Origin of the sequence: Mycolicibacterium rhodesiae, from assembly GCF_002086695.1 — a bacterium.
Taxonomy (GTDB): Bacteria; Actinomycetota; Actinomycetes; order Mycobacteriales; family Mycobacteriaceae; genus Mycobacterium; species Mycobacterium rhodesiae.
Genome location: NZ_MVIH01000001.1, coordinates 186,896 through 200,006 on the forward strand (window position 1 = coordinate 186,896; position 13,111 = coordinate 200,006).

Genomic DNA, 13,111 nt, shown 5'->3' on the forward strand with positions numbered 1-13,111 from the left:
GCCCTGATGACGACCAAGGACTCCGGCACCCTGCCCGATGTCGCGGGCGACCCCGCTCCGATACCGCACGCCACGGCGGAACAAGTCGAGGCCGCGCTCAAGGACAGCAAGCTGGCCCAGATCCTGTACCACGACTGGGAAGCCGAGAGCTACGACGACAAATGGTCGATCTCGTACGACAAACGCTGCGTGGACTACGCCCGCAACCTCTTCGACGCCACCGTGCCGCCCGAGGAGCTGCGTGAGCTGCCCTACGACCGCGCACTGGAGCTGGGCTGCGGCAGCGGCTTCTTCCTGCTCAACCTGATCCAGGCGGGTGTGGCCCGGCGCGGCTCGGTGACCGACCTGTCGCCGGGCATGGTCAAGGTCGCCACCCGCAACGGCGAGAACCTGGGCCTGGACATCGACGGCCGGGTCGCCGACGCCGAAGGCGTCCCCTACGAGGACAACACGTTCGACCTCGTCGTCGGGCATGCCGTGCTGCACCACATTCCCGATGTCGAGAAGTCGCTGCGTGAAGTCGTGCGGGTGCTCAAGCCGGGCGGCCGGTTCGTGTTCGCCGGTGAGCCGACCAGCGTCGGCAACACCTACGCCCGCTCCCTGTCGACGCTGACCTGGCGGGTCGCCACCAACGCCACCAAGCTGCCCGGCCTGCAGGGCTGGCGACGGCCGCAGGCCGAACTCGACGAGTCGTCGCGCGCGGCGGCGCTGGAGGCGGTCGTCGACCTGCACACCTTCGATCCCGAAGACCTCGAGCGGATGGCCCGCAGCGCGGGCGCCGTGGACGTGTCGACCTCGACCACGGAGTTCACCGCCGCGATGCTCGGCTGGCCGCTGCGCACGTTCGAGGCGGCCGTGCCGCCCGGAAAGCTGGGCTGGGGCTACGCCAAGTTCGCCTTCAACAGCTGGATCGGGCTGAGCTGGGTGGACGACAACCTTTGGCGGCGCGTCGTGCCGAAGGGCTGGTACTACAACGTCATGATCACCGGGGTCAAACCGTCCTGACCTTTCGGCGCGACGACGTCACCTACCTCACCGGTGACGCCGGGGTGGCGGCGCTGGCGGAGGTGGCGTGCTATCGGCTGACCGATGCCAGCCGGCTCGCCGACATCGCCGCGATCCGCGACCGGTTCGCCGAGCGCACTACGGCGCTGGTCGAGACGACGTTGTTGCGCCGCAAGGCCGTTGCCAAACTCGGAGACCTGGCCGACGTGTCGCGGTGGTTGTTCACCGACGACGCGCTGCAGCAGGCCACCGCCGAGCCGGTGGCCCGGCACCGGGCCGCCCGGCTGGCCGGCGCGGTGGTGCACGACGCGACCTGTTCGATCGGCACCGAGCTGGCCGCGCTGCGGTCCACGACGGCCGAGCTCGTCGGCAGCGATATCGACGAGGTGCGCCTGGCAATGGCTCACCACAATGTGCCGGACGTGGCGCTGTGCCGTGCCGATGCACTGCATCCGGTGAGCCGCGACGCCGTGGTGCTACTCGATCCCGCGCGGCGCTCGGGCGGCCGTCGCCGCTTCGATCCTCGCGATTACGTGCCACCGCTGGACGCGGTGTTCGACGCCTACCGCGGCCGGTCTACCGTCGTGAAGTGTGCGCCCGGAATAGATTTCGAGGCGGTCGCGGAACTGGGCTTCGACGGCGAGATCGAGGTGACCTCAGCCGGCGGTTCGGTGCGGGAGGCCTGTCTGTGGTCGCCGGCGCTGGCCACCCCGGGAGTGCGCCGGCGGGCCAGCGTCCTGGACCGCGGTGAGGTGATCACCGACGCCGATCCCGACGACTGCCCGACCCGTCCCGTCGGACGCTGGATCGTCGACCCGGACGGGGCGATCGTGCGCGCCGGCCTGGTCCGCCAGTACGCGGCTCGGCACGGGCTGTGGCAGCTGGACCCGGCGATCGCGTACCTCAGTGGCGATCACGTGCCTCCCGGGGTGCGTGGCTTCGAAGTGCTCGACGAGCTCCCGCTGCGGGAAAAGACTCTGCGTCAAGCACTCTCACAGCATGATTGCGGGCAGCTCGAAATCCTGGTGCGCGGCGTCGGAGTCGATCCCGACGCACTGCGACGACGGCTGCGACCGGCTGGGCGCACCGCGCTGTCGCTGGTGATCACCCGCATCGGCGCGGGCGCGGGGGAGCGCTCTACGGCCTTCCTCTGTCGAGCGTCCGCCGCACACATTTAGCGCGGGTACGCTGGCGGCCAGCGGCGCCGGTGCCGTCTTCGAGCGCGAGGACTGTCGACGAATGCGCATTTTTCATCTGGCCACCTTGCTGGTCTTCGGCGTGCTGGTCGGTGAGCAATCCATCGGGGTGGCCGGTGCGGCTACCGACTGCGGAGCCATGGGCGGGACCATGGAGGCCGGCAACGTCTGCCATGTGCACACCGCCGCCTCCGGGTACACGATGGATCTGCGGTTCCCCACCGATTACGCCGACGAGCAGGCCGTCCTGGACTACCTGACGCAGAACCGCGAGGGTTTCACCAACGTCGCGCAGACTCCGTCCACTCGTAATGTGCCCTACGAAATGGACGTCACCACAGAATCATTCACCTCGGGACCGCCGCCAGGTGCCACCCAGAGTGTGGTGCTGAAACTCTTCCAAGACGTCGGTGGCGCGCACCCGACCACCTGGTACAAGGCGTTCACCTACGATGTGGCACACCGCAAGCCGGTGACATTCGAGACGCTTTTTCCGCCGGACGCCAAGGTTCTCAACACGATATTCCCGATCGTGCAAGCCGATCTTCAGCGTCAGACAGGTCTGACCGGCGCCATCGCCACCGGCGACGGGTTGGACCCGTCGCATTACCGGAACTTCGCCATCACCGATGATGCGGTGATCTTCTACTTCGGTCAGGGTGAGCTGCTGCCGTCGGACGCCGGAGCCACCTCGGCCTCGGTGCCTCGGGCGGCCCTCCCGCCGCTGCAGCTCACCTAGGCCGGGTCGAAGCTGTACAACTGGCCGGCGCTGGTGGCCACCACGACCCGCCGATCCAGACCGACCGACACCCCCACCGGGAAGCCGTCGGCCTGCGGCAGAGGATAGCTGTTGAGGGTGTGACCGTCGGCGGGGTCGAATGCCAGCAACGACAGCCCCGACGGCGCACCCGCGGCCACCGTGTAGGCCACGGCGCCGGCCTGACTGGTGGTGCTCAACGGTGTGACATCGTCGCGGCGCCAGGTCACCTGCGCGTTATCGCCGGCATCCTTGAGTGCGACCAGGTGGGAATTGGGGCCGCCGCCGACGACGATCAGCCCGTCGGGCGACACCGATGGCGGAGTCTGGGGCAGAAAGTCCAGCGGCACAGACCATTTCGGCTTGCCGTCGGAGGTCTTCAAGGCCCACAGTTTGTTGTCGCGGCCGGTGACGTACACGGTGGTCCCGTCGGCCGACGCCACCGGTGCGGCCAGCACGCCGGCGGCGATGGCGTCGGAGGTCCATTCGCGAGTGAGCAGCGGGGTCTGGCCGGGGTGGTACTGCAGACCCACGAGCGTCGACGCCTTGGCGCCGGGCAGCCACAGGCTGACGACGATGATTCGGGTCGCGGTGGCGTAGGCAGGGGGTGCGGCCACCGGGCACTGCGGTGCGCCCCGGGCGCAATCGGTCAGCCCGCGGACCGAATCGGTCGGGTCGAGGCCCTCGACGAGATCGAGTGGAGTGCCGCTCACGTCGCCGCTGTGGGAATCGAAGACCAGCACCTGCCCGAGGTGGGTGACCACAAGCAACTTGCCGCTACCGAGAAACCTTGCGGTCGTGGGCATTCCGATCACGTTCTGGCGCCAGCGGATCCATTGCGTCGGCGGGTAGGACTGCATCATGCCGGGCTGGCCGATGTACAGGTTGTCGAATTGGTCGAACAGCGGGCTGGCGAATCCGCCGCCGAGCACCATGCGGGTGCACCAGCGTTGCCTGCCGTTGTTGTCGTTCTCCCACACCATCAGCGAACAGCCGCCGGCGGTCTGCCCGTTCGCCGCGAGGTAGCTGCCGTCGCCAAGCGCGGCGCCCGCGCCGAGCTCGCCCTTCACCGAGCGGCTCCATTTCAGCCGGAGCGCAGAGGCGCCGCCGGTGCGGGTGTAACTGCTGTTGGCGGCGTCGGCGTACTGAGCCGACCAGCCGTGTGCCGCGGTGGACTGGACCCACGAGTCCGTGTTGCCGCAACCGGCCAAACCGATCACGACCAGCGCGGCCGACGCCAACGCGAGCAATCGCCGCAGCACTCGTGTCACCTTCCCATCGCACCCCGTGTCAGTACAGGCGAGGGTAACCCGCGCCGAACCTCCACTAGGCTCTCAGGCCATGACGACGATGTGGGGATCGCCGCTCCACAAGCGGTGGATGGGCTCGCGCCTGCGGGATCCGCGGCAGGCGCGCTTCCTGACCAGGGACTCGCTGCGCTGGGTCATCGCGAACCGGGCCTACACGCCCTGGTACCTGGTGCGTTACTGGCGCCTGCTGAAGTTCAAGCTGACCAATCCGCACATCATCACCCGCGGGATGGTGTTCCTCGGCAAGGACGTCGAGATCCATGCCACCCCCGAACTGGCACAGCTCGAGATCGGGCGCTGGGTACACATCGGCGACAAGAACACCATCCGCGCCCACGAAGGCTCGCTGCGGTTCGGCGACAAGGTGGTGCTGGGCCGCGACAACGTCATCAACTGCTACCTGGACATCGAACTGGGAGACTCGGCCCTGATGGCCGACTGGTGCTACGTCTGCGACTTCGACCACAAGATGGACAACATCGAGATGCCGATCAAAGACCAGGGGATCGTCAAAAGTCCGGTGCGGATCGGGCCGGATACCTGGATCGCGGCGAAAGTAACGGTCCTGCGCGGTACGACGGTCGGCCGGGGCTGCGTCCTGGGCGCCCACGCCGTGGTGAAGGGCGACATTCCGGACTTCTCGATCGCGGTCGGCTCGCCGGCCAAGGTCGTGAAGAACCGTAAGCTCGCCTGGGATACCTCGGCCGCGCAGCGCGCCGAACTGGCGGCGGCGCTGGCGGATATTGAACGCAAGAAGGCGTCCCGTCTAGAGGCGTAAGTCATCTCTCCCCGGGTCCTTGGGCACTATCTTCCGGCGTTCGTCCGGGGTTATGCCAAAGGCGTCCATTCAATGTCTTCATCGGGGAGGGCACTGTGAAGATCTCCAGTTCCATCAAGGCTGTACTGGCCATCGCGTTGAGCGCACTCATCGTGCTGGCGGCCGCGCCGTTCGCGGCGGCGGCCGACTATCCCATCGTCGGTAAATTGGGCAGCCCGCTGACGATGACCGACAGCGTCGGCCAGGTCTCGTTGAGCTGGAAGGTCAGTGACCTCAAACCCAGCAGCGACGTGATGCCCGGTTACCCGGTGGCCGGCCGGCTGTGGGAGGCGACCGCCACCGTCAACGCGATCAGTGGCCCGGTCACGCCGGCCATCTCGCAGTTCAACGCCGTCGCTCCGAACCAGGCGGCCTATCGGGTGCTCTGGATGGTGGCCGCGCCGTCGAACATCAGCGGTGCCACCATCCCGCAGGGCGCGACGGCGACGGGCAAGATCCACTTCGACGTCACGGGGCCCGCTCCGACCACGGTCACCATGAACAACGGCATGGAGGACCTGCTGATCTGGACGCCGTGAGACTTCAGCGCCCCGGCAGCGCGTGCTCGACGATCGGCCGGCGCGGCAACGGATCGCGTTCGTGGCGCTTGGCGGCCAGGTACACCTGAGCGGTCTCGGCCGCCACGGTGTGCCAGTCGAAATCTGAGGTCAACCGGTCCCGCGCGGCGACGGCTCGTTGCTGCGCAGCGACAGGATCATCGAGAACACGCCGCACTGCCGCAGCCAGCGCGGTGACGTCCCGCGGCGGGAAGGACACCCCGGTCTCGCCGTCGATGACGGCCTCGCCGAGACCGCCGGCAGTCGAGGTGACCAGCGGGATGCCCGCCGCAGCCGCCTCGAGCGCGGCGATGCCGAACGGCTCGTAGTGGCTGGGCAGTACCGCGGCGTCGGCGCGGTGCAGCAAGCGCAGCAACTCGTCGTGGTCGACCCGGCCGGCGAAGCGGACGCACCTGAGCACCTTGTGCTTTCGGGCCACCTCCACCAGCCAGTCCTGCTGGGTGCCGTCACCGGCGATCGTCAGCGTCGTCCCCGGATGGGTGCGCCGGATGCGCGGTAGCGCCGCAATGGCGTCGTGCACGCCCTTCTCGTATTCGAGCCTGCCGATATACAACAGCTCCGGCGGGCCGGGATGGGCTTGCCGAGGCGCGAACGCCCAACGGCTGGAATCGATTCCGTTGCGGATCACGACGGTTTCGGCCAGGTCCGGGCCGAACAGTTCGGCGATCTCGTCGGCCATGGACGCCGAGCAGGCGATCAGCGAATCGGACTGCCGGACGAACCAGGATTCGACCGCGTGCACCTGGCGGCTGATCTGGCCGGACACCCAACCGGAATGCCGCCCGGCCTCGGTGGCATGCACGGTGGAAACCATGGGCACGTCGAAGAATTCGGCCAGCGCGATGGCCGGATGGGCGACCAGCCAGTCGTGGGCGTGCACGATGTCGGGCTGCCAGCCTTTGGCCTGCACGGTCAGCCCGGCGCGAATCATGGCGTGGCCCATGGCCATCGTCCACGCCATCATGTCGCGGCCGAAGTCGAACTCGTGCGGGTCCTGCGCGGCGGCGATCACCCGCACACCCTCGTGCACCTCGTCGGTGGTCGGGTGGGTGCTGGGATCGGTGCCCGACGGGCGCCGGGAGAGCACCACGACGTCGTGACCGTCGGCGGCCAGCGCGGTCGCCAGCTGGTAGACGTGGCGTCCCAGCCCGCCGATGATCACCGGCGGGTACTCCCACGACACCATCAGGATTTTCATCGGGGCAGCCGCCGGGCGTCGAGTGCGCCGAACAGCCCGTCGGCCCGGTTCCAGCCCGCGGCCAGCCGTTCGGCGGCGTCGCGGCGTCCCGACGCCAGCGCGTCCGAGATCTCCCGGGCGGCATGGGCATGCAGATGTGCGCGGTAGCGCGCGTAGTCGGCCGCGGAATCCTTGCTGACCATGAACGGCCAGTCGCTGGACACCGTCAGCAGCGTCTCGCGCAGGATCTGGTCGGCGACGACATCCCGGCTGGGGGCGGCCCCGCGGTGTGCGAGTGCCTTGTCGACGGTCGTCAGCGCGGTGTCGACGACCTCGGTGTTGAGCGCGACTATGTCGGCCACCTGCTCGCCGGCCCAGACCTGCCAGTCCTTGCCCGATCCCCAAGAGCTGGGCGGCAATTCGACGGACGTACCGACGAAACCGGCGGACAGTGCATCGCTGAGGGTGCCGACCCGGACACCCGCTTCGGGCAGCGCGCGCAGCAACCGCTCGAGCCAGATCGGGCCCTCGTACCACCAGTGCCCGAACAGCTCGGTGTCGAAGGCGGCCACCACGTGCGCGGGACGGCCGATGCGCTGCGATTCCGAGATCAACCGCTGCCGGACGACTCCGACGAAGTCGGCGACATGGGTGTCGATGGCGTTGTCGGCGCGCTGCGGGTCGTAGGGGGCTTTGGCCTCCGAGTCCACATTGCGGCCGGTGACCCGGGCGGGCTTGAGCCCGGTCAGATGGTCGTAGGTGTGGAAGTCGCGGTACGCGGCGTGGCCGGGATAGCCCGATTTCGGCGACCAGACCCGGTAACTGACCTGGAGGTCGCGGCCGAACGCCACCACATCGGTCGTTCCGACCGGCCGGCCCAGCGTGGTGTCACCGTGCAGCGACGGCCCGTCGACCATGAAATGCCCGACGCCGGCGGCGGCGTAGTCGTGTTCCATGCCTGGGGCGTAAGCACATTCGGGTGCCCAGATGCCTTTCGGCGTGTGCGCGAAGCGCTGGTCGGCGTCGGCCAGGCCTTCACGGAGCGCGAATTCGCGCAGCCGCGGATTGAGCAACGGTTGGAACGGGTGAGCCAGCGGGCCGCCCAGCAGTTCGACGGTGCCGGCGTCGATCAGTTGGCGCAGCAGCGGGCTGGCGCCGTGCCGCCACAGCGTGCTGAAGTCCTCGAGGGCGCGCCCTGCCTCGTCGTACTCACGAATGCCGAACGCGCGCAACGCTTCCGGAGTCGTCGCGGTACCTGTGCCGGCTCCGGTCGGGGTGCGTAGGGTGGCTGCCTCGAGTGCCCGCAGCTGCCAGTTGGCCAGCCAGCGGTGCATACCGTCCAGGCAATAGGGGTCATCGAGCTGCGCGGTGACCACCGGCGTCATGCCCAGGGTGAGTACGCCGCGGCGGTCTTCGGCGGCCAGCGTGCGCAACACTCGCATCAGCGGGAGGTAGGCCGCCGCCCAGGATTGGTAGAGCCATTCCTCGCCGACCGGCCAGCGGCCGTGGTGGGCCAGCCACGGTAGGTGGGTGTGCAGGACGAGGGTGAACTGTCCGGGGACCTGGTCAGGTGCGCTACCACTCATGCGCGCACCGCGATCGCCACCAGATCCAGGCTGTCGTCGATACTGCGCTCGTCATCAGAGAGCAGATCGAAGTCCTCGCACCGAACCGTCGCGACATCGGCCAGCAGCTCGTCGGACCAGGGGGCGTCGGCCAATGCCCGCTCGATCTGGGCGTCGATGATCGAGCCGCCATGGCGTTCGTCCATCGCGGCCAGGCCCGGACCGTGAAAGACACCGCTCATCGAGCGCAGCGTGAAGCCGCCGCCGGTCAGCAGCTCGGCCAGTTCGCGGGCGTTGAGTTCGCGGGTGTGGAACGGGTTGACCGGGGTGTCCAACCCGGGCGAGAAGGTGATGCGGTTCGGCGTCGACATCAGCAGCAGGCCGCCGGGCCGCAGCACTCGCGCGCATTCCGCCACGAATTGTGGCTGATCCCACAAGTGCTCGATGACCTGGAAGTTCACCACAATGTCAACTGAAGCGTCCGGCAGTGGTAAGGCCGCCAGGTTTCCTTCGACGACCTCGACCCGGGGGTAGCGGGCCGCCACGTGTGCCACCGTCGCCGCGTCGTAGTCCACGGCCACCACCCGGTTGGCCACCGACGCGATCAGATCGGCTCCGTAACCCTCGCCGCAGCCCGCTTCCAGCACGTCACGACCCGCGCAGAGATCGAGCAGACGGCGGTAGACCACCTCGTGGCGGCGAAACCAGTAGTTCTCTTCCGCCAGCCCGGGGATGGTCCGCTCGCCGGTCAGCGGCAAACCGCTGTCACCTGCGTCAGTCACGAATGCGCTCATTGCAAGGCAGGCTAACCCGAAGTTGGTGGTTCGCGAACTGCTCGGTACCGATGGGCTGCTAATACACAAACTTCGACCAGCTATGGTGATCGTGCGAACCACTCTAAGTTACCCATCGGTAACATGATGTGTGTTGCGGAATGACCAAAAGTCTTGCGACCTTTTCTGGCCGCAGGACGCCTGCCAGGAGGACGTAGAAGACTCATGACGAACATCGTGGTCCTGATCAAACAGGTCCCAGACACGTGGTCCGAGCGCAAGTTGTCCGACGGTGACTTCACGCTCGATCGCGACGCTGCCGATGCCGTGCTGGACGAGATCAACGAGCGTGCCGTTGAAGAGGCGCTGCTGATCAAGGAGCGCGAAGGCGACGCCGCGGGCACCGTCACCGTGCTGACCGCCGGCCCCGAGCGCGCCACTGAGGCGATCCGCAAGGCGCTGTCGATGGGTGCCGACAAGGCCGTGCACCTGCTCGACGACGGCCTGCACGGCTCCGACATGGTGCAGACCGGCTGGGCCCTGGCCCGCGCGCTGGGCGCCATCGAAGGCACCGAACTGGTCATCGCAGGCAACGAGGCCACCGACGGCACCGGCGGTGCGGTCCCGGCCATCATCGCCGAGTACCTCGGTCTGCCCCAGCTGACGCACCTGCGCAAGGTGACCGTCGAGGGCGGCAAGATCACCGGTGAGCGCGAGACCGACGACGGTGTGTTCACCCTCGAAGCCTCACTGCCCGCGGTCATCAGCGTCAACGAGAAGATCAACGAGCCGCGCTTCCCGTCCTTCAAGGGCATCATGGCCGCCAAGAAGAAGGAAGTGACCACCCTGACGCTGGCCGAGATCGGCGTCGAGGGCGACGAGGTCGGCCTGGCCAATGCAGGCACTTCGGTGCTGTCGTCCACGCCGAAGCCGCCGAAGACCGCAGGCGAGAAGATCACCGACGAAGGCGACGGCGGCAGCAAGATCGCCCAGTACCTGGTCGCCCAAAAGATCATCTAATCCCTTCCCGGACCATTCGAAAGACAAAGAGGCTGAACAGCTATGGCTGAAGTACTTGTGCTCGTCGAGCACGCCGAAGGTGCGGTGAAGAAAGTCACCGCCGAGCTCATCACCGCCGCCCGTGCCCTGGGCGAGCCGTCGGCCGTCGTGATCGGTGCCCCCGGCACCGCCGCGCCGCTCGTCGACGACCTCAAGGCCGCCGGTGCGGCCAAGATCTACGTCGCCGAATCGGACGACGCCGCGGGCTACCTGATCACCCCGTTCGTCGACGTGCTGGCGTCGCTGGTGGAGTCGGCCACTCCGGCCGCCGTGCTGCTGGCTGCCAACGCCGACGGCAAGGAGATCGCCGGTCGGCTGGCCGCCCGGACCGGTGCCGGTGTGCTGTCCGACGTCGTCGAGGTCAAAGAAGGTGGGGTGGGTGTCCACAGCATCTTCGGTGGCGCCTTTACAGTCGAGGCCCAGGCCACCGGTGACACCCCGGTGATCACCCTGCGTCCGGGTTCCGTCGACGCCGCGCCGCAAGCCGGTGCCGGCGAGCAGGTGACCGTCGAGGTGCCCGCTCAGGCCGAGAACGCCACCAAGATCACCAAGCGCGAGCCTGCCGTGGCGGGCGACCGCCCGGAGCTCACCGAGGCCAGCGTTGTGGTCTCCGGTGGCCGTGGTGTCGGCAGTGCCGAGAAGTTCTCGGTGGTCGAGGAGCTGGCCGATTCGCTGGGTGGCGCCGTCGGCGCATCGCGCGCCGCCGTCGACTCCGGCTACTACCCGGGCCAGTTCCAGGTGGGCCAGACCGGCAAGACGGTTTCGCCTCAGCTGTACATCGCGCTGGGCATCTCCGGTGCGATCCAGCACCGCGCCGGTATGCAGACGTCCAAGACGATCATCGCGGTGAACAAGGACGAGGAAGCCCCGATCTTCGAGATCGCCGATTACGGCATCGTCGGCGACCTGTTCAACGTCACGCCCCAGCTGACCGACGCGGTCAAGTCCCGCAAGGGTTAGGTTTCTCTGCGCGAGCAGACGCAAACGCCTCCGACACGCCGAGTGTTCGGGGGCGTTTGCGTCTGTTGGCGGTCAATCCTTATTGGTCATCGAGCGTGCACGAACACGTCATGCTGGCGTTGACATCCCGCTGAACGCCTCAGCAACCGTTCAGGTATGAGCACTGCCTCCGTACTCATAGCCCCCGACCAGAACGAATCCGCCGCGCTGCGCGGCCCGCGCTACTCACTCCTGCTGTCCACCGACCCCAGCCTGATCGACGCGGCCCAGCGGCTGCGGTATCAGGTGTTCACCACCGAACCCGGTTACTCATTGCCCGCCGACGGCGACGGCCGTGACGCCGACCGGTTCGACGAATTCTGCGACCACCTGCTGGTGCGCGAGGACACCTCCGGCGAGTTGGTCGGCTGCTACCGCATGATGCCGCCGCCCGGTGCGATCGCCGCCGGAAGTCTCTACACCGCAACCGAATTCGATGTCCGTGCACTCGACGCGCTGCGGCCGTCGCTGGTGGAGATGGGTCGCGCGGTGGTGCGCGCCGATCACCGCAACGGCGCCGTGGTGCTGCTGATGTGGGCCGGCATCCTGGCCTATCTCGATCGCTGCGGATACGACTACGTCACCGGGTGTGTCTCGGTGCCGACGCACCCGGAAGATCCAGCAGGTGCCCCGGGCAGCCAGGTTCGCGGCGTGCGCGACTTCGTGCTGCGCCGCCACGCCGCCGCCGCGGAGCACACGGTGTACCCATATCGGCCGGTCGTGCTGGGCGGTAAGGGTCTCGACGACATCGCGCCGCCGGCCCGTCCGACGATCCCGCCGCTGATGCGCGGCTACCTGCGCCTGGGCGCCCGGGTCTGCGGAGAACCCGCACACGACCCCGAGTTCGGTGTTGGCGACTTTCCGGCCCTGCTGGACAAAAGGCAGGCCGATACGCGCTATCTGACCAGGCTGAGGTCGGTGTCGGCGGCCAGCGAGATGGCCGACGGAGTCGGGGGGACGGCATGACGGTGACCGAGCACGCGTGGCTGCCGCGCGCGTTGTGTGACAGCAGCTGTGTGCGCGCCGGCGGTGCCCCGCCGTCGCGGCGCCTCGTCGCGGCGGTGCGGGCGACGTACCGCATCGCGGCAGCCCTGATGCTGCTGATGGTGGTGCCGCTGCTGGCGGTGCCGTTGCCCGGGCGGGGCCGTGTCCAACGGCTGTACTGCCGAACCTTCCTGCGCTGCCTCGGCGTGCGAATCACCGTGTCGGGCGGGCCGATTCGTAACCTGCGGGGCGTGCTGGTGGTCAGCGGCCACATCTCCTGGGTGGACACCTTCGTCATCGGATCGGTGCTGCCGGGCGCGTTCGTCGCGCGCGCGGATCTCATCGACTGGCCTGCCGTCGGTCTGGCGGCGCGCATCATGAAGGTCATCCCGATCGATCGCGCCAGCCTGCGCCGGCTGCCGCAGGTGGTCGCGACCGTGGCCGAGCGGCTGCGCAACGGGCAGACCGTCGTCGCGTTCCCGGAAGGGACCACCTGGTGCGGCCTGGCCTACGGCCAGTTCCGTCCGGCGATGTTCCAGGCCGCCGTCGACTCCGGCCGGCCGGTGCAGCCGCTGCGGCTGACCTACCACCACCGCGACGGGCGACCGTCGACCGTGACGGCGTTCGTCGGCGACGACTCGCTGTGGCAGTCGCTGAGCCGAACGGTGCGGACCCGGGTGACCGTCGTCGACGTCGAGGTGGCGTCCCTGGAGCTGCCGGGTACCGACCGGCGGGAGCTGGCGGCCCGCTGCGAGGTGGCGGTGCGCGGGCAGATCGCCCCGAGGTTCCAGCACAGCCACGCCCTCGCGGGCTGATTTCGGCGCCGAACGTCACTCCAAAGCCACATCGGGCGCCGAGTGTCACGCTGGGGTGACGTTCGCCATGGCGAGG

General features: G+C 68.3%; 13 protein-coding genes. 9 read left to right on the forward strand and 4 right to left on the reverse strand.

What is annotated here, in order from left to right; translation table 11 throughout:
• Positions 1 to 6: 6 nt before the first annotated feature.
• From BST42_RS00925 to BST42_RS00935, 3 genes are all read left to right on the forward strand, one after another.
• Entirely contained in the window at positions 7 to 1,005 is a 999-nt protein-coding gene (locus BST42_RS00925; protein WP_083116690.1) for a class I SAM-dependent methyltransferase, read from the forward strand.
• Positions 963 to 2,183, forward strand: a complete 1,221-nt coding sequence (locus tag BST42_RS00930) for a THUMP-like domain-containing protein (protein ID WP_237159206.1) — start codon at positions 963 to 965, stop codon at positions 2,181 to 2,183. The genes BST42_RS00925 and BST42_RS00930 overlap by 43 nt, the downstream gene beginning before the upstream one ends.
• Before the next feature lie 61 nt (positions 2,184 to 2,244).
• Complete coding sequence (locus BST42_RS00935) at positions 2,245 to 2,940, forward strand: esterase (protein ID WP_083116691.1); 696 nt, start codon at positions 2,245 to 2,247, stop codon at positions 2,938 to 2,940.
• Here BST42_RS00935 and BST42_RS00940 read toward each other — a convergent pair.
• A complete protein-coding gene (locus BST42_RS00940) occupies positions 2,937 to 4,199 on the reverse strand; it encodes a BamB-related PQQ repeat family beta-propellar protein (protein WP_207569434.1) in 1,263 nt (420 codons plus the stop codon). The genes BST42_RS00935 and BST42_RS00940 overlap by 4 nt on opposite strands.
• A gap of 100 nt (positions 4,200 to 4,299) precedes the next feature.
• On the opposite strand from BST42_RS00940, the gene BST42_RS00945 reads away from it, so the two are divergent.
• Positions 4,300 to 5,046, forward strand: coding sequence for an acyltransferase (locus tag BST42_RS00945; protein WP_083116693.1), 747 nt, complete (start codon positions 4,300 to 4,302; stop codon positions 5,044 to 5,046).
• A gap of 95 nt (positions 5,047 to 5,141) precedes the next feature.
• Positions 5,142 to 5,624 (forward strand): MPT63 family protein, encoded by a 483-nt coding sequence (locus BST42_RS00950; protein WP_083116694.1) that lies wholly within the window; start codon positions 5,142 to 5,144, stop codon positions 5,622 to 5,624.
• Between the two features lie 4 nt (positions 5,625 to 5,628).
• Here the strand turns inward: BST42_RS00950 and BST42_RS00955 are convergent, their stop codons facing one another.
• Genes BST42_RS00955 through BST42_RS00965 form a run of 3 tightly spaced genes read right to left on the reverse strand, consistent with a single transcriptional unit; the run spans position 5,629 to position 9,268 of the window.
• Positions 5,629 to 6,861, reverse strand: coding sequence for a glycosyltransferase family 4 protein (locus BST42_RS00955; protein ID WP_083116695.1), 1,233 nt, complete (start codon positions 6,859 to 6,861; stop codon positions 5,629 to 5,631).
• Complete coding sequence (locus BST42_RS00960) at positions 6,858 to 8,426, reverse strand: 1,4-alpha-glucan branching protein domain-containing protein (RefSeq protein WP_083116696.1); 1,569 nt, start codon at positions 8,424 to 8,426, stop codon at positions 6,858 to 6,860. Before BST42_RS00960 ends, BST42_RS00955 begins: the two co-directional genes overlap by 4 nt.
• Positions 8,423 to 9,268, reverse strand: coding sequence for a class I SAM-dependent methyltransferase (locus tag BST42_RS00965; RefSeq protein ID WP_435405997.1), 846 nt, complete (start codon positions 9,266 to 9,268; stop codon positions 8,423 to 8,425). The genes BST42_RS00960 and BST42_RS00965 overlap by 4 nt, the downstream gene beginning before the upstream one ends.
• Before the next feature lie 135 nt (positions 9,269 to 9,403).
• Here BST42_RS00965 and BST42_RS00970 point away from each other — a divergent pair, with 135 nt between their 5' ends.
• The 4 genes from BST42_RS00970 (at position 9,404) to BST42_RS00985 (ending at position 13,035) form a co-directional block, all read left to right on the forward strand.
• Positions 9,404 to 10,198: an electron transfer flavoprotein subunit beta/FixA family protein gene (locus BST42_RS00970; protein WP_083116698.1), complete on the forward strand. Its 795-nt coding sequence runs from the start codon at positions 9,404 to 9,406 to the stop codon at positions 10,196 to 10,198.
• A gap of 42 nt (positions 10,199 to 10,240) precedes the next feature.
• Positions 10,241 to 11,197, forward strand: coding sequence for an electron transfer flavoprotein subunit alpha/FixB family protein (locus tag BST42_RS00975; RefSeq protein WP_083116699.1), 957 nt, complete (start codon positions 10,241 to 10,243; stop codon positions 11,195 to 11,197).
• A gap of 156 nt (positions 11,198 to 11,353) precedes the next feature.
• Entirely contained in the window at positions 11,354 to 12,202 is an 849-nt protein-coding gene (locus BST42_RS00980) for a GNAT family N-acetyltransferase (RefSeq protein ID WP_083116700.1), read from the forward strand.
• On the forward strand, positions 12,199 to 13,035 hold the full coding sequence (locus BST42_RS00985; protein WP_083116701.1) for a lysophospholipid acyltransferase family protein: 837 nt from the start codon (positions 12,199 to 12,201) through the stop codon (positions 13,033 to 13,035). The genes BST42_RS00980 and BST42_RS00985 overlap by 4 nt, the downstream gene beginning before the upstream one ends.
• The last annotated feature ends 76 nt before the right edge of the window (positions 13,036 to 13,111 follow it).

Excerpts from the sequence above, each read along its gene's own strand:
- BST42_RS00985 (WP_083116701.1), top strand. The coding sequence starts at position 12,199 with ATGACGGTGACCGAGCACGCGTGGCTGCCGCGCGCGTTGTGTGACAGC.
- BST42_RS00970 (WP_083116698.1), top strand. The coding sequence starts at position 9,404 with ATGACGAACATCGTGGTCCTGATCAAACAGGTCCCAGACACGTGGTCC.
- BST42_RS00925 (WP_083116690.1), top strand. The coding sequence starts at position 7 with ATGACGACCAAGGACTCCGGCACCCTGCCCGATGTCGCGGGCGACCCC.
- BST42_RS00980 (WP_083116700.1), top strand. The coding sequence starts at position 11,354 with ATGAGCACTGCCTCCGTACTCATAGCCCCCGACCAGAACGAATCCGCC.
- BST42_RS00945 (WP_083116693.1), top strand. The coding sequence starts at position 4,300 with ATGACGACGATGTGGGGATCGCCGCTCCACAAGCGGTGGATGGGCTCG.
- BST42_RS00955 (WP_083116695.1), bottom strand. The coding sequence starts at position 6,861 with ATGAAAATCCTGATGGTGTCGTGGGAGTACCCGCCGGTGATCATCGGC.
- BST42_RS00975 (WP_083116699.1), top strand. The coding sequence starts at position 10,241 with ATGGCTGAAGTACTTGTGCTCGTCGAGCACGCCGAAGGTGCGGTGAAG.
- BST42_RS00960 (WP_083116696.1), bottom strand. The coding sequence starts at position 8,426 with ATGAGTGGTAGCGCACCTGACCAGGTCCCCGGACAGTTCACCCTCGTC.
- BST42_RS00935 (WP_083116691.1), top strand. The coding sequence starts at position 2,245 with ATGCGCATTTTTCATCTGGCCACCTTGCTGGTCTTCGGCGTGCTGGTC.